At 38.7% G+C, this 20,810-nt stretch carries 17 protein-coding genes; 14 read left to right on the forward strand and 3 right to left on the reverse strand.

Translation table 11 applies throughout. The features are described from left to right. Nucleotides 1-23: 23 nt before the first annotated feature. Nucleotides 24-1,697, reverse strand: coding sequence for a ribonuclease J (locus AC3ANV_RS11410; RefSeq protein ID WP_488313700.1), 1,674 nt, complete (start codon nucleotides 1,695-1,697; stop codon nucleotides 24-26). Between the two features lie 180 nt (nucleotides 1,698-1,877). Here AC3ANV_RS11410 and AC3ANV_RS11415 point away from each other — a divergent pair, with 180 nt between their 5' ends. From AC3ANV_RS11415 to AC3ANV_RS11440, 6 genes are all read left to right on the forward strand, one after another. Beyond that, nucleotides 1,878-2,984, forward strand: coding sequence for an FtsZ/tubulin family protein (locus tag AC3ANV_RS11415; RefSeq protein ID WP_488313701.1), 1,107 nt, complete (start codon nucleotides 1,878-1,880; stop codon nucleotides 2,982-2,984). 177 nt (nucleotides 2,985-3,161) lie between these two features. Continuing rightward, nucleotides 3,162-4,079, forward strand: coding sequence for a DUF7847 domain-containing protein (locus tag AC3ANV_RS11420; RefSeq protein WP_488313702.1), 918 nt, complete (start codon nucleotides 3,162-3,164; stop codon nucleotides 4,077-4,079). A gap of 26 nt (nucleotides 4,080-4,105) precedes the next feature. Next, on the forward strand, nucleotides 4,106-4,774 hold the full coding sequence (locus tag AC3ANV_RS11425; protein WP_488313703.1) for a DUF4129 domain-containing protein: 669 nt from the start codon (nucleotides 4,106-4,108) through the stop codon (nucleotides 4,772-4,774). Continuing rightward, a complete protein-coding gene (locus AC3ANV_RS11430) occupies nucleotides 4,771-5,910 on the forward strand; it encodes a DUF4350 domain-containing protein (RefSeq protein ID WP_488313704.1) in 1,140 nt (379 codons plus the stop codon). The genes AC3ANV_RS11425 and AC3ANV_RS11430 overlap by 4 nt, the downstream gene beginning before the upstream one ends. Next, nucleotides 5,907-6,836, forward strand: coding sequence for an AAA family ATPase (locus AC3ANV_RS11435; protein ID WP_488313705.1), 930 nt, complete (start codon nucleotides 5,907-5,909; stop codon nucleotides 6,834-6,836). The genes AC3ANV_RS11430 and AC3ANV_RS11435 overlap by 4 nt, the downstream gene beginning before the upstream one ends. After that, nucleotides 6,787-8,145: a DUF58 domain-containing protein gene (locus tag AC3ANV_RS11440; RefSeq protein WP_488313706.1), complete on the forward strand. Its 1,359-nt coding sequence runs from the start codon at nucleotides 6,787-6,789 to the stop codon at nucleotides 8,143-8,145. The genes AC3ANV_RS11435 and AC3ANV_RS11440 overlap by 50 nt, the downstream gene beginning before the upstream one ends. On the opposite strand, the gene AC3ANV_RS11445 is transcribed toward AC3ANV_RS11440, so the two are convergent. Further along, nucleotides 8,123-9,103 (reverse strand): stage II sporulation protein M, encoded by a 981-nt coding sequence (locus tag AC3ANV_RS11445; RefSeq protein WP_488313707.1) that lies wholly within the window; start codon nucleotides 9,101-9,103, stop codon nucleotides 8,123-8,125. The genes AC3ANV_RS11440 and AC3ANV_RS11445 overlap by 23 nt on opposite strands. Before the next feature lie 109 nt (nucleotides 9,104-9,212). Here AC3ANV_RS11445 and AC3ANV_RS11450 point away from each other — a divergent pair, with 109 nt between their 5' ends. Next, a complete protein-coding gene (locus AC3ANV_RS11450; protein WP_488313708.1) occupies nucleotides 9,213-10,022 on the forward strand; it encodes an RDD family protein in 810 nt (269 codons plus the stop codon). A 68-nt stretch (nucleotides 10,023-10,090) separates the two neighbouring features. Here AC3ANV_RS11450 and AC3ANV_RS11455 read toward each other — a convergent pair whose 3' ends face one another. Then, nucleotides 10,091-10,660 carry an isochorismatase family protein gene (locus AC3ANV_RS11455; protein WP_488313709.1) on the reverse strand — a complete coding sequence of 190 codons (570 nt, stop codon included), beginning with the start codon at nucleotides 10,658-10,660 and terminating at the stop codon, nucleotides 10,091-10,093. 397 nt (nucleotides 10,661-11,057) lie between these two features. Here AC3ANV_RS11455 and AC3ANV_RS11460 point away from each other — a divergent pair, with 397 nt between their 5' ends. The 7 genes from AC3ANV_RS11460 (at nucleotide 11,058) to AC3ANV_RS11490 (ending at nucleotide 20,715) form a co-directional block, all read left to right on the forward strand. Further along, a complete protein-coding gene (locus AC3ANV_RS11460) occupies nucleotides 11,058-13,235 on the forward strand; it encodes a malate synthase G (protein ID WP_488313710.1) in 2,178 nt (725 codons plus the stop codon). A gap of 184 nt (nucleotides 13,236-13,419) precedes the next feature. Then, the gene (locus AC3ANV_RS11465; protein ID WP_488313711.1) at nucleotides 13,420-14,397 is read left to right on the forward strand and encodes a proline dehydrogenase family protein; all 978 of its coding nucleotides are present in this window, start codon (nucleotides 13,420-13,422) and stop codon (nucleotides 14,395-14,397) included. A gap of 585 nt (nucleotides 14,398-14,982) precedes the next feature. After that, complete coding sequence (locus AC3ANV_RS11470) at nucleotides 14,983-16,524, forward strand: NCS1 family nucleobase:cation symporter-1 (protein ID WP_488313712.1); 1,542 nt, start codon at nucleotides 14,983-14,985, stop codon at nucleotides 16,522-16,524. Between the two features lie 473 nt (nucleotides 16,525-16,997). Continuing rightward, nucleotides 16,998-18,275: a cell division protein FtsZ gene (gene ftsZ / locus AC3ANV_RS11475; RefSeq protein ID WP_488313713.1), complete on the forward strand. Its 1,278-nt coding sequence runs from the start codon at nucleotides 16,998-17,000 to the stop codon at nucleotides 18,273-18,275. A gap of 107 nt (nucleotides 18,276-18,382) precedes the next feature. Further along, nucleotides 18,383-18,544: a hypothetical protein gene (locus AC3ANV_RS11480; RefSeq protein ID WP_488313714.1), complete on the forward strand. Its 162-nt coding sequence runs from the start codon at nucleotides 18,383-18,385 to the stop codon at nucleotides 18,542-18,544. Beyond that, entirely contained in the window at nucleotides 18,517-19,335 is an 819-nt protein-coding gene (locus AC3ANV_RS11485; RefSeq protein WP_488313715.1) for a formate/nitrite transporter family protein, read from the forward strand. The genes AC3ANV_RS11480 and AC3ANV_RS11485 overlap by 28 nt, the downstream gene beginning before the upstream one ends. Before the next feature lie 207 nt (nucleotides 19,336-19,542). After that, the gene (locus AC3ANV_RS11490) at nucleotides 19,543-20,715 is read left to right on the forward strand and encodes a glycosyl hydrolase family 18 protein (RefSeq protein WP_488313716.1); all 1,173 of its coding nucleotides are present in this window, start codon (nucleotides 19,543-19,545) and stop codon (nucleotides 20,713-20,715) included. The last annotated feature ends 95 nt before the right edge of the window (nucleotides 20,716-20,810 follow it).

A 20,810-nucleotide genomic window follows, 5' to 3' on the forward strand; every position in this document is an offset into this window, starting at 1 on the left:
TGCCTGACACTTTTTATAAAAAATTAAATTTCTATAATGATCGGGAGAATCATTGGCTTTCTCTTTGTTTGTGTGAATAAATATTGTCCTACTGTTTTTTTGATATTTTGTTTGATTACATTCCATTGACGGATATTCTCTTCCTGCAAGTCATTAACGGTTTTCTTAACAAGACGATTAACCTCTCTTAGAAGCTCTTCTGAATCTTTCGCATACACGAATCCACGCGTAATCGTATCAGGTCCTTGAATAATCTTTCGGTCCGTTTTACTTAATGTTAAAACAATTACCAGCATTCCATCTTCGGAGAGTTGTTTTCGGTCCCGTAACACAATTTCTCCGACATCGCCGACACCCATTCCGTCAACATACGTATCACCTGATGGTATTTTCCGAGTCTGATGGGCGACACCGTTTTCGACATCAACAACATCACCATTTTGAATGATAAACGTGTTTCCTTTCTCAACGCCAATCGATTCGGCTAACAAACGGTGATGGTGCAGCATTCTAAACTCACCGTGAATGGGAATAAAATAGGTTGGTTTCATTAAAGTAAGCATAAGCTTTAAGTCTTCCTGATAACCATGCCCGGACACATGCATTCCTGTTGTACTCCCGGAGCCATAAATTACTTTGGCACCCAGTTGGAATAAGTTGTCGATGATTCGAGAAACATCCCGTTCATTCCCGGGGATTGGGGAGGCGGCTAAAATAACAGTGTCTCCGGGGTAAATGGCTACATCCCGATAGTTTCCGCTAGACAAGCGGGCAAGGGCCGCCATTGGCTCTCCCTGGCTTCCCGTACACAGGATTGCTACTCTTTCCGGAGCCAACTGATCGACATCGCGTGCCTCGATCAGCATCCCTTCAGGAACAGTTAAATAGCCGCGTTCGATCGCAACCGAAACCACATTCACCATACTTCGGCCAATTAACGCAAGCTTTCGATTGGTCTTTATGGCAGCATCAACAACTTGCTGAACACGATTCACATTCGAAGCAAAGGTCGAGACAAAGATTTTTCCTTGAGCTTTCATGAAGGCCTCGTTCAAATGGCCGGCTACCATACGCTCCGATGGTGTAAGGCCCGTTCGTTCTGCATTGGTACTTTCAGATATTAAAACCAATACGCCTTGGCTGCCGATTTCAGCCATTTTATGAATATCCGCAAATTGGTTATTCGCAGGTGTTAAATCAAATTTGAAGTCACCGGTATGGACGACATTCCCTTCGGGTGTATGAAAGACGATTCCGAGACAATCAGGAATACTATGGCTTACTCTGAAAAAGGATGCATTTATTTCCCCCAGTTCAAGTTTTGAATCCGAGTCAATCGAAATAAGTTTTGTATCTCTAATAAGCCGATGCTCGTCTAATTTTAATTCAATTAAACCTAGTGTAAAACGGGTAGCATATATGGGTATATTTAGTTTTTTTAAAAAGTAAGGAATACCGCCAATATGATCTTCGTGCCCATGTGTCACAATTAAAGCCCGGATTTTATCCCTATTTTCTTCCAGATAGGTAATATCCGGGATAATTAAATCAATTCCTAACAAACTCTCATCCGGAAACTTCCCGCCGCAGTCAATGATGACAATATCGCCTGCATATTGAACCGCATACATATTTTTACCGATTTCATTTATACCGCCTAAGGCGAAAATAGATAATGTATTTTCATTGGTTCTCAATTTTATATCCTCCCAATTCCAATTAAATATTTTTACTATTCCCTTTTGGCTCCAATTTATTATCGATTAACGACAAACATTTTAATGGTTTTTCATTAGCTGTTACCTGTATTTTTAAAATGAACAAGTCTAAATTTAGAAAACTTGAGTATTATCTTAGTAAGATAAGGAGGCGATCTGATGAAATCAATTGGAATCTTGGGGGTAGGGCAAGCAGGTGGGAATATTGCAGAAATAGCATCAACCTTGGGCTTTCAAACCGCCCTTATCAACACGAACCAACGTGATGGATTAGTTAACACGAGGGTGGAAAAGAAGTATTTTGTCCCTGGTTTTAATGGTGCCGGGCAAGATAGATCAATAGGATTAAGAGCGGTAAATGAAAACTACCGGGAGCTGATTGACTTTGTAAAACGGTCCTTTAAAGACATTAGGCTGTTATTAGTGGCATTCTCAACCGATGGCGGTACAGGATCAGGGATGAGTCCGCTATTAATTGATCTGTTATTAGACCAACTTCCGGGCATTTATGTAGGTGCCATTGCCATTGTACCGGAACGAAATGTGTTAGCCGGGAACCGAATTAATGCTGCTCAGTGCATTGAAGAGATTTCCAAAATAGAAGCTATTTCTTCGGTGTTTCTGGTGGACAATGATCAGATGCGCAAAATTAACCCGCAATCCAGCAAACAGCAGATCTACCTTGCTTCAAATCATCAGGTCATGGAAGCGATTAACAATGTCCTGCAGGTTACGCAAAAGAGCTCTTTTTATGGTAACTTTGATGAGACGGATCTTATGAATATTTTAAGCACAAGAGGAGTTACCATTATATCTTCAGCCACTGTTACAGATACTAAGTCAACGGCAGACGTTTCTAGTAAAATTCACCGTTCTTGGGTTAACTCTATATTCTGTCCTGTTGAATCAACAGGTGTCATTCGCGCTGGTCTAATTTACGAAGGTCCGGAGAATATGTCAAAGCTAATTAACGTGCCATCTATCTTTGAAAAGGTTGGAGAACCGCTACAATTATTCGAGGGAACATATATCTCAGAATCTGACCCAACGATTATAACCATTCTAGCGGGTCTGCCATTCCCTACTCGGCGCCTGCTATCCCTAGAGGAAACTCTTGAGAAGAATAAAGACCGTTTACAAAACCTGGTCAACAAGGAATATACCCAGAAATATGAGTCCCGGATATCTTGGGCATCCAACCTCAAAGTTAAGCCTGAGAAACATGCAGGCTCAGTATCCTCCAAGTTATCAAAGTACCAAAGATAAATAGTAAAGCTGATATCCTCACCGGTTACTCTTTAAACCGGTGGGGATATTTTTGTATATAAATCGAAAAAACTAAATTACAACAAACTTCCTCAGGTTTCGGGTGGTGACAGGCACCCCTATTTATGTAAAAATAGGTATTATTAAACATATTTCATTCTAGGAGGAATGTAAGATTTGGAAACGAAGTTTAAAAAACCTAAGGGTTTTGGTGAAATACTGGATCATACGTTTGGTATAAGTAAAAATCGTTTAAAGGACTTTTTTATGATTTTCCTTATATTAATGGGACCGGTTTATTTGCTTGAAGCAATCATCCAATTAGTTTCGGGGATAAGCTTTTTCAGGGAGGTTGGGAATGGCGGGTTTGATCGAATGTTTGCCAATTTTAATCAAACACAAACGATTAATTCAGGCAGCTTGAGCTCTGACTTAGGATTAATCGTGTCGGGACTGTTCGGTTTTCTTTTGTTTCCGGTTGCCGAAGCCGCAATCCTGTTGGCAATCAATCACATTCGGAAGAATGAAGACTATACGGTTGGGTCGGTGATTAAACAAAGCTTTCGCCGGTTTTGGCCGATACTTGGCAGCAATCTTTTATTTGGTCTTATTGCTTTTGGAATCATGATTATCCCAGTATTGATCGTTACTTTTACAGGCGTGTTTGGATCTTTTGTGAATCCTATTTTAGGAATTGGACTAGCAGTTGTTCTTTTTTTAGGTTTTGCAGTCGGGATTGGTTTATTATTTACCCGCTGGAGTTTTTATTTTGCCTTGGTCGTACTTGAGAAAGATTCGCCTACGGCCGGAATTGCAGGAAGCTGGCGGCTTACGCGAAAACGGACATGGATATTAATGGGGCTATATATCGTGTTTTATTTGATTATTTCAAGTATTACCTTTGCCGTACAAATGACGTTTGGTATCTTTTTAGGTCAGAGTGTATTGCTATCAATCATCTCGAACATCATGTCCTTATTTACAACAATGTTTTTTTCCGTGGGCTATGGTGTCATGTTTCTTGATTTAAAAATAAGACATGATGCAGATGATTTAAAGGATATGATTGATGAATATAACACGACCACTCTATAAAAAACCTATTTTAGTAGGTGATGACGATGCTTGATTCTAACCATGCCCGGCTTGAACTTAAGGATATTTTGAATAATAAAGAATACAGAGTCTATTACCATGATTCAAAGAGCTGGCTTGAAACTTGGTGGGAAAAAGCAATCCAATGGATAGCCAAGAAGCTGGCAAAATTGTTTCCAACCCCCGAATCGGCAAGCTCTGCTTCTGTGCCTGTTCTTATTGTGATTATCATCGCGGTAATCATCGTATTAGCTATTACCGCATTTTTTATTTTTCGAAATGTAAGACGTAATCGAATACTACGTGACCAAAAGCCGCTTCATTCAATGAAAGAAATCAATTGGTCATTTCAACAGCATTTAATCGAAGCAAGGAAACTGGAAGACTTAGAAGACTATACGCTTTCCACCCGTCATTTGTTTTTAGCGTTACTCCTTAACTTTCATGAAAAGGAATGGCTTGTGGCAAGAATTTGGAAAACAAATTGGGAGTACTATGACGAGCTTCGGAAAGTAAATCAACAGTGTGCCGATCAATTTTATCTTCTTGCTTCCTTTTTTGATGAGGTGACGTATGGAGAACGGAAAGTTCAAAAAAAGGAATATATTCAGTTTCAAAGGGGTGCAATAAAATGGCTTGAAGAAAATGAATCAACACGTGAGTGGCTTAGTGAAAGGGGGGAGGAGAATACTTGAAGAAATCTCAATCGAATAGACAAACGTGGATTTGGCTTACTGTTCTCCTTCTTTTTTTTGTGCTAATCAATTATTACATTTTTTCACAAAAGCCAAAGGATTATCCAAACTATGTTTCTGATTCTCCGTCTCCTAGCGGTGTGAAGGCAATTTATACATATTTAACGAAAGAAATGAAAGGTAAACGTTGGGAGTATCCCCCCAAGCTGCTTCCAATAAGGAAAGATAAACAATTACTTGTTATGGTTGAACCTGCTGCTATTCCTGATAAAAAAGAAATGGAAGCCTATAAAAATTTCATGGATGCCGGAAATACCATTCTTTTTTTTAAAAACAATCCGAAAGGCCTGTTTGATTTAAAGACAGAGCCTGTAAATGAGGAGCCTTCCTCAAATAAACCATTGAAAATATACGATCAACATCGTTGGCAATACAAGGCTGAAATAAATTCCTCCATTCGTCTGCTGACTCAGAATAAAAATGAAATCCTACTCTATGATGATGCGGGTCCCGTTGCGTTAAAACAATCTATTGGTAAAGGTCAATTGATTGTTTCGATTACTCCAGAATGGATGACAAATGGCAACCTTTTAACAGATGATCATTTACCGCTCATTCTTAAGCTTTTTAAAGAAAGTCATTCACGAACGGTATTGTTTGATGAATACATTCATAGCGGTAAGAATGCTTCAACCATTTTTACAATTTACCCAAAGTGGTTTTTACTGATGATCCTGCAAGGAATCCTGGTGACCCTTCTCTGGCTTTGGTACAAAGGAAAGCGTTTCGGACCTGTTTTTGTCCCAAGGGAGGAATCGGTTCGTTTTAGTGATGAAGGAATTCAAGCATTAACCGCATGGTATCTAAGAGGCAGTCGATACCATGATTCACTATTGATTCAAGCTGACTATGTGAAGCTTCTACTGCAGGAGCGATGGGGTATACCCTACAGCAGGGAATGGCAGGATCTTACAGGAATGTTTGAACGAAAGTGGCTTCAAATGCCAATGAGTGAAATCCGTGCATTTCTAATCGGTTTGGCAAATATTATGGAAAAAGAAAAAATAAGCAAGCAGGAATATTTGTTTTGGTCAAGGAAGCTGGAACAATTAAGAAAAGAGGTGGAGCAAGGATGAAGATAGAATTATCATCCTTTTTGGAGAAATATGAGGAACGTATTTTAGGTCAGAGTTTAAATCTTAGGCTCCTATTATCAGCCGTTTTATCAGGCGGTCATGTCCTACTTGAAGGGGTACCCGGTACCGGCAAAACGCAAATGGTTCGAACCCTTGCCGGTCTTTTGGGCGGCAAGTTTAACCGGATTCAGTTTACACCGGACTTACTTCCAAGTGATATCACAGGAAGTATGATTTACAATATGAAAGAAGGTTCGTTTCAAACACTTAAGGGGCCTATTTTTACTAATATCCTATTAGCAGATGAAATTAACCGCACACCCGCAAAGACGCAAGCAGCGCTTTTGGAGGCAATGGAAGAAAAGCAGGTTACCATCCAGGGTGAAACCTATCTCCTGCCGGAGGTATTTTTTGTTGTTGCAACTCAAAATCCGATTGAATTTGAAGGAACGTATCCGCTTCCTGAAGCACAACAGGATCGTTTCCTATTTAAGCTTTACATTGATTTCCCAGCCTTTGAGGAAGAGAAAAATGTTTTAAAGCAGGTAATCGAAAACCGATTGGATGAAACTCTTGTTGCCTCTATTCTAGATATGGACACATTTATCACGATTCGTAAAGAAATTGAGAAGGTCACAGTTGGGGAAAATGTATTGGATTATATCATGCAAATTATCAGGAAAACGAGGGAAGCAGAATCCATTAGCTTCGGTGCCAGTACAAGGGCGGGAATAACGATCGGAAAAGCAGGTCAAGCATGGGCCTATCTTGCAGGAAGGAATTATGTTTCACCCGATGATATAAAAATGGTAGCTAAACCGGCTTTACGACATCGTATTCAGTTATCCCCGCATGTAGAATTGGAGGGTGTTACTGTTGACCAAATCATTGAAGAGCTTGTGGGGGCGGTTCCTGTTCCGAGGTAGAGGGATTCTGCCAACAAAGCGTTTGTTGCTGAGTTTTCTCATCCTTTCCTTCTTAATATGTATAGGAACTGCTTGGGAAATCTCATGGGGATTTGTCATAACAGTAAATATAAGTGTTTTTTTCGTAAGTCTGGCAGATTTACTCTTTTCACCCAACAAAAATCAACTTTTTTTTAAACGTACTCTTTTGGAAGAAATGGAAAGAGGGATTACTTACTCGGTTGGGATTGAAGTGAGAAATAGCTCGCAAAATTCTTTTTCTTACCGTTTGATTGATGGAATTCCCCAGACTTTCGAAAGGCCGTTTCCTCTTGTTGGAGTTGCACCGCCGGAGTCTCAAACATTCGTGACCTATGATACGATAGCCTCGGTGAGAGGGAAATATGAAATTAAAAAGCTTTTTTTTCGTTATAGGAGTTTTATTGGTTTATGGGAAAAGCAAACAACGGTAGAATTAGCGGATTCCGTTAAAGTCATTCCCGATTTAACAGAGACGAAACAATATTTAGAAAGTGCCCAGCAATTTTTATTATTTGAAGGAGTAAAGATTCGAAAACAGCGCAGTGGTGTTGGAGATTTTTCAAAAATCAGAAGTTATGTGGTCGGGGATGACCCGCGCAAAATCAATTGGCGCCAAACGGCTAAACTGCAAGAAGTGATGACCAATGAATATGAACCGGAGCATGGGAAGTATATTACAATCATAATTGACTGTGGAAGAATGATGGGAGCTGAATTAACAAAAGGAAATCGGTTAGAAAAGACATTAGAGGCAGCTTTAACTGTTACTGCTGCTGCACTTCAAAAAGGTGATTATGTTTCTGTCCTTGCCTTTTCAAAGGAAATAAAAGTTTTTGTTCCGCCGGCTAAAGGAATGTCTCACCTGCAGACCATTTTGCAAGCCATTAATCATCTACAAGTGGATGCCGCAGAGTCGAATTATCCGGCTGTATTACAATATTTAGAAATGGTCCAAAAGAAACGAAGTCTTCTTTTATTATTTAGTGATGTTCGAACCTTCCTTTACGAGGAGAGCGCTTTAAGTTATTTAAAGCGGCTCAGACAACGGCATTTATTTTTAATGATTGGCATCGAAGACAAGACGCTTTTAAAGAGAGTAAAAGATGAACCTATAGATGTTCCTGCAGCGATGTTAAAAAGTATTGCACAGCAGCAATTACTAATAAAGAAACGTGAAAAAATCAAATGGGAAAAACAAGGACTCCAAATGATTGAGGCCCGTGAGGAAAAATTGGCTGCAGCAGCCGTTTCCTATTATATTGACATTATGAATCAAAATCTGCTGTAGCCTTTTGTTTGACAAGCTTTAGCTTTCCGATGATAACATACAGGATTACACCAATTACCGTTAAGAAAGCGACGATATATTTAGCTTCTAAAGAAAGGGCAGCAGGTGTAATAAAACCTTCAATCACCCCTGCAATGACAAACAAAGGGACAGTCCCAAAAAGAAGTTGAACGGATCGTTTCGCTTGGCTTTTTAATTGGAAGCCCCTTGAATACTGTCCCGGTACAAAGAGCTTATAGCCCATTAAAAGTCCGGCGCCGCCGGCAATAAAAATAGCTGTAAGCTCGATTATCCCATGGGGAACAATATAAGCCCAAAAATTATAGGATTTTCCATAATGCCAAAAAAGGGCAGCAAGGGCGCCTAAGAGGATGCCATTCGTGACCAGCAAATAGATGGTCAATATCCCGAAAGTAACTCCTCCGGCAAAGGCAAGTACCGCTACTCGGATATTGTTCGTCATAATGCTCGCTGACATCAAGGCGGAATCTACCTTTCCGGCACCGCTGCCAAGGTGTTCAGGTGAAATCCCTTGCGCTATATCCGTCGGAAGAATCGAATAAATATGAAGGGGATCATTAAGTACTGAAACAAAACTCCCTAATGCACCGATGATAAAAAACACCATTGCGGCCAACACAAACTTCCATTGCTCCACTAATAAACCTATAAATTTTGTGCTAAAGAAATAGCGAATTTGTTTTATGCTGGATACTTGATCTTTGTACAATAAATTATGTGATTTTGAAACCAGTCCGTTTAAGTATTCCATTACTTCATCATTGGGGAAGTAAGTTTGACAGTATGAAAGATTCTGGGCTGCTTTTTGATAGTGCCGGTAAAATTGAGTGATATAATCACCCGTTACGCCATTTCTCCTCTTACTTAATAGCGTCACCATTTGTTCAAGCTGTTTCCATTCTTCACGATGTTTTTTTATAAATTGCTTTACATCCATTTAGACACCTTCTTGCTTAAGTAGGGTTAGTGTTATTCCTAATTATAGTAATTATGTTGAAAAATAGGAACAACTTTAGAAAAAAGTCAATCAAGTTAGGGGAATCCTTGTGAATCAAGAGCATTTAGATATAAAAACACCTGAATTTGTATCACTTCAGTTCCAGCTTGCCGGTTTAGGAAGCCGGGCGGCAGCATTTATTATTGATCAACTAATCCTAACCGCGGTTAATATTTTGCTCTTGCTTATCTTTTTTTTCGTTACGAAAGGCATGTCCTCACTTCCGGTTACAGCAGAAGTGAATATTAATTCACTTCCTTTGGCCATAACGATTATTGCTATTTTTATCATTAATGGCGGATACTTTTTTGCCTTTGAATTTTTTTCAGGAGGTAGAACGATAGGGAAGAAAGCGTTAGGGATCCGAGTGATTCAGGAAAATGGCCACAGCCTCACATTGCTTTCAAGCTTTATCCGTAATCTTCTTCGGATAATAGATTCCTTGCCGGTTAGCTATTTTCTCGGTTTTTTGATGATGTTTTTCCATTCAAAACATAAGAGGGTTGGAGATATTGTCGCCGGTACGATTGTAGTACATGAACGAAAAGCAAAAAGGAAAAACAAACCTTCAGCTCTTGAAAAGGAAATGAAAAACAGAGGGCTCTCTAAAAATGACCTAATACTTGACGAATGGACGTTAAACACATTCGGCTTGAAAGAATGGAAGCTTTTTTCTACGTATGCCATCCGATTTATCCAATTATCAAAAACTGATAGAAATCAACTAACGAAACAAATAGCGGAAATTATGCTTCCGAAAATCGGAATAGAAGTTGAAGGTAAAAACGATCAAGATTTAGAAAACACACTTCTTATCCTGTATTTAATCCTTAGGGATGAATGGGAGATTGAAATGTGATCAATATGAACATAACTAAAAAAGCTTGGAGTTCCAAGTTTTTTTGTTTTAGTCAGTAGTGATGAGTTTTAATCTGCTTCATTCACGTCTACTATAAATTGTTGAAGCGATCTTACTTTACCGATTTTTGGGAATATATATTTACAGGACGCGTCATGTTCTTCCCGGCTGAAAGTGGTCATGGCATCTGTAATGAAAATTTGGTGATATCCATATTGAAATGCCTCTCTTGCCGTACTCTCTACACCGATATTAGTGGCAATCCCACACAGTACAATGGTATCGATGCCTCTACGACGAAGTTGAAGATCTAAATCTGTCCCGAAAAAAGCCCCCCACTGACGTTTTGTGACAACATAATCATTGTCGTCTACTTTAAGCTCCGGAACTAGCACTGCCCAATCTGTCGGACGCTGAACTGCGGAAACAGGTTGGTCTGTTTCTGGCTTTAAAGAGTCTTTTCCATCATGAAAAGCAACTTTTACAAACGAAATAAAACCGTCTCTTTGACGAAAGAGCTTGACCAGCTCGGCGGCTTTTTCAACAACGGCTTGACCGCCCGGTATACCTACTATCCCTTTTTGTAAATCTATGATAATTAAAGCTGTTTTTTGAAAATTAATTTGCAACGAACTCATCTTAATTCCTCCTTATTTGCCTCATATGTTTATGACTTTCTTGGTACAGATTTCTTGAATACGTTAGTATCATACAAAATTTTGTTTGTATAATACAAATTTTTGTTAATATAATCACTTGTGGATTACACCAACTAAGGAAATTACAAAAATTCTTTAAGAAAATTTTTACAGACCACTTTTCTTGTATTGTATAATAGAGATAGCGCTGTCATTTCTTAGAAATACTTTATGACGGTATAGAATAGACTGATTAATTGAAAGGAAGTGAGCGGATTATTTTTCATCCTTCTTTTTAATGATTGTCTCTTTTTGCGAAGGGAAGTAAGAAGGTGTCGAAGCTTCTAAGTTTTCTGAGGTTGAGGAAAGTTATGTTACATAAGGGGGAAAGGTTACGATGAAAAATTATGTGGATGTTGGTAATCTAAAAGTAGCGGATGTACTCTATCAATTTATTAATGACGATGCCCTGCCCGGAACCGGATTGGACCGTGAGAAATTCTGGTCTGATTTCGAAACACTCATCAGTGATTTAACACCGAAAAACAAACAGTTATTAGCACGTAGAGATGATATCCAAAATAAAATCAACGTTTGGCATCGCGAAAATAAAAATTTTCATTTTGAAAGCTATAAATCATTTTTACAGGAGATTGGCTATTTAGAACCGGAAGCTGAGGATTTTCAAATTTCCACTGAAAACGTGGATGACGAAGTAGCACTTAAGGCCGGGCCGCAATTAGTCGTACCGGTAGATAATGCCAGGTATGCTCTAAATGCCGCCAACGCCCGCTGGGGAAGCCTTTATGATGCATTATATGGGACAGATGTTATCAGTGAAGAGGACGGAGCGCAGCGTGCGGGAAGCTATAATCCGATTCGAGGGGAAAAAGTCATAGCCTTTGCAAAGGAATTTCTGGATCAAGCAGCACCGTTAAAACAATTTTCCCATAAGGATGCGGTCAAATATACGATTGTTGAAGGGACATTGACGGTTTCACTTAGTAATGGAACAACAGCAGGTCTCCTGGATGATTCTAAACTGACAGGGTATCAGGGAAATCCTGAAGACCCATCAGTTATCCTGCTGAAAAATAACGATCTCTATTTTGAAATCCAGGTAGATCGCAACCATCCAATTGGCAGAACGGATCAGGCTGGTATTAAAGATATCGTCATCGAAGCAGCATTAACGACCATTATGGATTGTGAGGATTCCGTCTCTGCAGTTGATGCTGATGATAAGGTTCTTGTGTATAGCAATTTGCTCGGTTTGATGAAGGGTGATTTGACTTCTGCCTTTACAAAGAACAATAAGACTCTAATACGGACACTTAATCCTGATCGTTTCTACACTTCTCCAACAGGTGAGGAAATTACCCTAAAAGGGCGTTCACTTATGTTTGCCCGTGTCGTCGGACATTTAATGATGAGTAATGCCATACTTGATAAGGATGGCAACGAAGTACCTGAGGGGATTATGGATACGGTTCTCATAAGTTTAATTGGAAAGCATTCTCTTTTAGGTACCGGAAAATACCAAAATTCCACTAAAGGCTCAATCTATATCGTAAAGCCAAAAATGCATGGATCCAAAGAAGTGGCGTTTGCCAACGAAACATTTAACCGCGTTGAAGACATGCTTGGACTAAAAAGGTATACACTTAAAATCGGTGTCATGGACGAGGAACGCCGTACGTCTTTAAACTTGAAAGCTTGTATCCGAGAAGTAAAGGAAAGAATCGTGTTTATCAATACAGGTTTCTTGGATCGGACAGGTGATGAAATCCATACATCTATGGAAATAGGGCCGATGATTCGGAAAAATAACATGAAATTTTCAACCTGGCTGCAAAGTTATGAAAAATCAAATGTATTTGTCGGCCTTGCAACCGGTTTTCAAGCCCGTGCGCAGATTGGTAAAGGGATGTGGGCAATGCCGGATTTGATGGCCGAAATGCTTAAGCAAAAAATTGGCCACGTTCAAGCGGGTGGAACTACCGCTTGGGTACCTTCACCGACGGCTGCAGCTTTACATGTTCTTCACTATCATCAAATGAATGTCAAAAAAGTGCAAGATAAGCTCGCAATAGATATTCAAGATTTAAGAGATGACATTTTAAACATTCCGGTAGCAGAAAATCCTAAATGGAGTCCGGAAGAAATTCAGCAAGAACTTGATAACAATGCACAAGGTATCCTAGGATATGTGGTCCGCTGGATAGATCAAGGAATTGGTTGCTCAAAGGTACCTGACATTAATAATGTTGGGCTAATGGAAGACCGTGCGACACTGAGGATTTCAAGTCAGCATATTGCCAACTGGCTGCACCATGGAATTTGTACGAAAGAACAAGTACTTGAAACATTAAAGAGAATGGCGAAAGTTGTAGACCGGCAAAATGAAGGGGATCCATACTATCGTCCAATGGCAATTGATTACGATCAGTCTGTTGCGTTTCTAGCCGCATGTGACTTAGTCTTCGAAGGCTACGTGCAGCCAAACGGTTATACGGAGCCAATCCTTCATCGCCGCCGCATCGAGGCAAAAGCAAAAATATCTGTTGAAAAATAACATTTAACAAGCAAAACAAATAAAGATCAGGTACCTTTATTTTTGAAAAGGAACTGATCTTTTTTTTGAAAAATTCAGGTCCTTACAGGCGGCAAATTAGAAATTTTCACAAAATAATATTTAATGAAAGCGTATGCTATAATGATAAATGGTGATGAAAAAACAACAATAAGGAGCATCCGCTATGTTGAAAGACTTTTTTATGGGTTTATCCCAAAACCAATTTCTTAATAGTGCAGCGAAAAAGTACGGGTTAAAAATGGGAGCGCAAAGTGTTGTTGCAGGAACAAATATAGAAGAAGCAATTAAGAGCATTAAAGAGCTAAACGCCCATGGGATCTCTTGTACGGTCGATAACTTAGGAGAGTTCGTTTTTAGAGAAGAAGAGGCGACAGCAGCGAAAGAACAAATTCTCAAAGTAATAGAAGCTATTCATGAGAATAAGGTAGATGCTCATATTTCTTTGAAACCAACCCAATTGGGTTTGGATATTGATTACTACTTTTGTTTGAACAACTTAAAAGAAATCGTTGATAGAGCAAGCAATTATGATATTTTTGTTAATATTGACATGGAAGATTACGGTCACCTAAAGCCTTCTTTTGATCTTTTAGACGAGTTATCAATGGAATATAATAATGTCGGAACCGTTATTCAGGCGTATTTCTTTGAGGCACAGGAAAACCTCGAAAAATATAAAAATTATCGTCTGCGTATTGTTAAGGGTGCATATAAAGAACCGGAACAATATGCCTACCAAGAGAAGAAAGATATTGATAAAAACTTTATTAAACTAATCGAATGGCATTTATTAAACGGGAAATTCACATCCATCGCAACACATGATCACAGAATCATTAACCATGTAAAAGATTTTGTTAAAAAGAATGACATTTCAAATGATAAATTTGAGTTTCAAATGCTCTACGGATTCCGAAAGGATCTTCAATTAAAACTTGCGAGTGAAGGCTATAACTTCTGTACCTATGTGCCATTTGGCAATGACTGGTATGGTTATTTTATGAGACGTCTTGCAGAAAGACCGCAAAACTTAAATCTTGTTGCCAAACAAGTATTTAACAAAAAAACAAACACGATGATTGGATTGGCAGCAGGTGCATTTTTAATTGGAAGAATGTCTAAGCAAAATAAGCGTAAGTAAATACTTTCCGGAACCTCCCATATGATGTCAATGGGAGGTTTTTTGTGAATAGGACATTCCTAATATTGGACCGATAATATGGTAGAAAACCGTTCACCATTTAGGACACATAATTTAACAGTTATTATACTGTTAAAAAGAAAGTGCTCCTTCTTTATTAAACTTTGCTGTTCCATCTTACAAAACATATAACAGTCGGTATGATTGATTTTACTTTTTGTCCAATGACAGAATTTTTGTGCGTTATATAATATAAGATAGGAAGGTAGGTTGTTTTGTTTCTTACGTTCCAGATTATTTTTGTACAAGAACTGTTTTCTTGCACCGCTTGAAGAAACAATGGAAATAAAAATTGGAGTGTGATGCTATGGAAAATATCTACAAAAGCAGCTGAAATTTTCGCAATATTCCCACGAATCGGTATGATTACTTACTGTTCCATAACTGAATAATTCGAAAAAAGAAATTGGTTGACGAAAATGGATATGGAAGAAGGGGAAGGTTTCAGAAATATTCAAGTTCGTAAACTACTGCAAGGTTGCGCTTGCAAGGCTCCATTAAAAACGAAACAAGGGGGAATTTTTGTTGAAAACGCAAATTGAGCAAAATGGAATTGTAACCCTGACACCTGAAGTTGCCAAAGGGTTAAGTAACAGTGATTTATGGAATGATGATTTACGGCCAACAACGTTAAAGGAGCATTCATGGAAGGGTCTAAACTTTGCTACATTGTGGATCGGCATGTGTTTATGCATACCTGCCTATACTATGGCCAGCGGGATGATTTCTTTAGGAATGAACTGGTGGCAAGCAATTGGAACCATTTTTCTCGGAAATGTTATAGTACTTATCCCCATTTTATTAAATTCACACGCCGGTACAAAATTTGGCATTCCATACCCTGTTTTTGCCCGTCTTTGGTTTGGCTCTAAAGGGGCGCACATTCCAGCCTTAGCTCGAGCAATTGTAGCCGCCGGCTGGTTCGGGATTAACACGTGGATCGGAACTACGGCTGTCGACACATTATTATCAGCTTCTTACTCTTCTTGGGCAAATTTAACGGGTCATACGGCAATCGTATTTGCAGTGTTTTGGGCCTTAAATGTAGTCGTTGCCTACAAAGGGCCTCAAGCAATTAAAGTATTAGGTCTAATTGCTACTCCAGTAGTTGGTATTTCTTCTATTATTCTACTTATTTGGGCATTTACTCACTCCGGTGGGTGGGGACCTATTTTAGCGACGCCATCTAAATTTAATACTGCCGGTGAATTTTTTAAAGTATTTTTTCCGGCACTAACTGGTGTCATTGCTTTCTGGGCAACACTTGCTTTGAATATTCCGGACTTTTGCCGTTATGCCAGGAGCCAAAAATCTCAAATGCTTGCTCAAAGCTTCTCCCTTCCGATTACGATGAGCGTTTTTTCTTTTATTGGAATTGCCGTCACCTCTGCAACAGTGGTCATTTTCGGTCAGGCCCTTTGGGATCCGGTGCAATTGCTTGCTAAATTCCCGCCATTTGTTATTTTTTTAGGAACAGTTGTCATTGTAATTGCATCCTTAACCATTAACGTTGGTGCTAACATCGTTGCTCCTGCCCGTGCGATTGAAAATTTAAATCCAAGACGCATTACATTTGGACTTGGTGCCCTTATTACGGGATTATTCGCAATCTTAATGCAGCCATGGTATATTATGGATAATTTCGGGAATTATATTTTTGGATGGTTAGGAACATATGGAGCATTACTTGGTCCAATCGATGGGATTGCGATTGCGGATTATTGGCTTGTTCGCCGTAGGCAGATGGCTCTAAATGAGCTATATGATGTAAACGGCCGTTACAGTTATTTAAGTGGTTTTAATAAAAATGGAGTGTATTCTCTTATAATCGGTGTAGTTATTCCTGTACTCGGTTTATTCATTCCAGGTCTTCGCTTTTTGTGGGACAATGCTTGGACATTTGGGTTATTTATTTCGATTGGCGCTTATACGTATTTAATGAAAGGTGACAAAAGCGTTTTACAACCGGGAGAATATGATCAAATTACCAGTTTTAAAACCTTCCCTTCTGACTCTTTAACAGATTCAGTAACGAACAATGAAAACATAAACGTTGACATTTATTAACAAAAAACAAAAAGGGCATTTCCTCCAGATTATGATACGCCCAAATTTCAATTAACAAAAGTGCTAAGAACTATCCGAGATTAGGATAATTCCAGCACTTTTATTTTTATTTTATTGGCTTTGTTAAAGCTCATTATTGATTTAGCTCACTATGTTGATTGGAGCGGAAATCAACAGGCAAGTTTAATAGAGTCATTTTTTTAAAAAATAATTTTTATTGACAAATGATGATAAAGAGGGCCAATAGTATTTTTGTTAGCATTTTTTGAATTGCTTTTACTTAATCTAAAAGCTAATGTTTCAAATCACTTAAACCTTGCGATATAATGATAATAAAAGCGGGAATAGTGAATCCATACCTACGAAATAGGAGTGACTGGAGGACTATATAAAAAACCTGATTATTTTGTTAAAATATTAATTAGTAAAAATGAAATATGGATTTGTAAATACATAGGCAGGTGGACCAATGAATGTGGGATTTTGACATGAATATAGATCAAATTGCTAGAATTAAAGTAATCGGTGTCGGCGGCGGAGGAAATAACGCCGTTAACCGGATGATTGAGGATGGTATCCAAGGCGTTGAATTTATTGCTGTCAATACAGATGCTCAAGCACTTAAACTATCAAAAGCAGAAATTAAAATGCAAATTGGTACAACGTTGACAAGAGGTTTGGGAGCAGGTGCAAACCCGGAGGTTGGCAGAAAAGCAGTGGAAGAAAGCAAAACGCAGCTGCAAGAAGCATTAAAAGGAGCAGACATGGTATTCGTTACAGCCGGAATGGGCGGCGGTACAGGAACAGGGGCAGCTCCTGCGATTGCGAAAATTTCCCGCGATCTCGGAGCGCTAACGATTGGTGTTGTAACACGTCCGTTTGGATTTGAAGGCCATAAACGTGCAACAAATGCAGCAGCCGGAATCGATTTAATGAGAAAAGCTGTGGATACATTAATTATCATTCCAAATGATCGCTTATTACAGATTGTAGATAAAAAAACGCCAATGCTTCAGGCTTTCCGTGAAGCAGATAATGTTCTTCGTCAGGGTGTTCAAGGTATTTCAGATTTAATTGCCGTTCCTGGATTAATCAATCTGGATTTTGCGGATGTGAAAACGATTATGACCAATAAGGGTACTGCGTTAATGGGTATTGGGGTCGCAAAAGGTGAAGGCCGTGCTGCTGAAGCAGCAAGAAAGGCGATTTCCAGTCCGTTACTTGAAACTTCCATCGATGGAGCTCAAGGCGTGTTAATGAATATAACCGGAGGAAGCAATTTAAGTCTGTATGAGGTACAAGAGGCAGCAGATATTGTTGGTGCCGCTACAGACCAAGAATTAAACATGATTTTTGGTTCGATTATTAACGAAAGCCTAAAAGATGAAATTATGATCACGGTTATTGCGACTGGTTTTGTTGATAAAGAGGATCCTTACTTAACACCTGCTTCCAATTCTTCAAAGGAAGTAATTTCAAAACCCCGGTCACAAGTACGACCTAGACGTGAACAGATAATACGGGAAGAACCAGTTTATGAAAATGGCCGCCAATGGCAGGAGCCGGAACCACCAGTGTATAAAAATAGTAGCCGCCAATGGCAGGAGCCGGAACCACCAGTGTATGAAAATAGCCGACAAAGGCAGGAACCGGAACCATCGGTGCATGAAAACAGGCGACAATTGCAGGAGTCGGAAGATTCGTTGGATATTCCAACGTTCTTACGCAATCGAAATAAAAGGTCTTACTAGTAATTTATACCTATAAGAGGCTGCCGAGTAACTCTCGGGAGCCTTTTTGGCTTATTGTTAAAAATATATCAATACGTCAGTTTTCTTATAAGTGGGTGTTGCCAATATTGGAAATTGAAAGCGCTATAAAAATAGTAGAAAACTTTTCACAAGTGAATGGCGAAAAATACGATAAAATCAAAGTATGTTCAACATTTCACATTGTTATGGATATGGATATCATTTTAGAGGAGTGTTTTTTATGGCTTACAGTAAACCCGAAAAAATAATGGAGATCACAGTGGAAAACGGTATTAAAAAAACGAAATACCCTTTTATGGAAACTCTTATATTAGGGTTTGAAGCAGGTGCATTTATTGCTTTAGGTTATTTACTTTTCATTCGTGTAACAGCTACATTATCTGTAAACCTAGAAGGATTAAGCAGTTTGATCGGAGCATCTGTTTTTCCTGTTGGTCTTATTCTTACCTTACTTGCAGGCGGTGAGCTTTTGACAGGAAATATGATGGCTGTGCCAATCGCTCGGATGGCGAACAAGATAAGTACTTGGAAGGTTTTCTATAATTGGTTCCTTGTTACGGTCAGTAATTTTGCCGGAGCAGTTTTTATTGCCTACTTTTTCGGTCATGTTGTTGGCCTTACAGAAACGGCACCTTTCTTGACCAAGACTGTTAGTATCGCCCAGCATAAACTTGAAGCATCCTTCCTCCAAGCCTTTCTATCTGGAATTGGCTGCAATTGGTTAGTTGCTTCGGCAGTATGGTTGTCCTATGGGGCAGAAGATATGATGGGGAAAATTGCAGGTATTTGGTTTCCAACAATGGCATTTGTTGCAATTGGTTTTCAACACGTAGTGGCTAATATGTTTGTCATCCCTGCTGCAATATTTGCAGGCCATTTTACATGGATGGAATATATTCATAATTTTATCCCTGTTTTTTTAGGAAATGCGGTTGGCGGAACTGTGTTTATAGCAATGGCCTACTGGCACGCCTATAAGAAAAAGAACAATACCATGCCGGGAGTTATTCAACCAATCTTAAAAAAAGCGGTCAGATAATCAGGGTGTCATGCACTGCGCCCTCCGTAAAGTTGTAAATCCCGAGTGTGGTGAATTTGTTTTAAAGGCTGACGTTTTAGAGCGTTAGCTTTTTTGTTTCAGTGGTTGATGTGGTTATTAAAAAAATATAACAATACTAGTTTTAGTTCTTGACCCAATGATTTTACATATGAATAGAAAAGAAATATCAAAATGGAGGTATTAATCATGAAAGACACCTCTAATCATGGTTTTGGGTCAGCCACCAAACTTCGGTATAAAAAATTAATCTGGGTTCTATTCGTTTTTCTCTTCCTCATTGTCATGATTATCCCTAGCATTATTATCATGTTTTTTGGAGCGGGTGCTGCTTCTATGCATTTCAATGATTTATTTACGGTTTCAAAGCAGGATCAAGCATCATCAAGATTCAAAAGTAATCAGAAACCTAATAATGCTTCTTCCCAAAAATCGCCACTTGACATAGGATGGGTTTCCGGCAACAGTACTAACTTTCAACATTTAGCTGATTATCATAATCTAAAGGTAGTTTCACCTGAATTAGCGACTATTGATAATCAATTTAATCTAAAAGTAATATCAGACCCATCCTTAACTAACACCATTCGCGAGCAAGGAAAAAGAATCTGGACAAGAGTAATCATTGGTACTGATACGAGTACAAATGTTCATACATTTTTAGCTAAATCTAAAAAAGTCCATGAGGTGATTGATAAGATTATTCATAGTGCAAAAGCCAATCATTGGGATGGAGTAAATTTAGATATTGAAAATGTAAGTAGTGAGGATCGAAATGCTTTTTCCCAATTTGTAAAAGCTTTATCGGACGGATTAAATAAATCCTCAGTTATTCTTTCTATTGATCTCCCTCCCGAAACAATTGGAAGTAATAATATAGGAACCCCATTTGATCATGAAGTCCTTGGGAAGTATTGCAACTATATTATTTTCATGGGATATGATCAACATTGGTCAACGGATCCAATTCCCGGGCCTATTACCTCTTTATCATGGTTAAAAGAAAATTTAAAAGAATATCTTCATACGGGGATTCCTGCTGAAAAATTAATACTGGGACTTCCCGCCTATACGAGAATTTGGGAACAAAATCAGCAGGATCATGTTGTAAAGAATCCTGCAGAACCTCTTCAATATGTTGAGAAGTTAGTAGCTCAAAATCATCGGAACTTAGCTTGGGACTCAACGTTGGGGGAGTATTTTATTTCATATACTGCACAGAACTTACAATATAAAATCTGGCTTCCCAATGAGAAATCATATAACTTATATTTGGACTTGATTCCTCAATTACACCTAGCCGGTACTGCTGTGTGGGATCTAAATCAAATGAACTCAGTTTACTGGAATAAAATTTTTTGAGGTGCCTTGAAGAATAGATAGATTATTTAACATTTCATTCATAAAATGGTAACAAATTTCGGACATCCTATCTTCTGTAAATCCCAAAAATTAAG

It is taken from the genome of Neobacillus sp. DFD-2R (assembly GCF_057747865.1).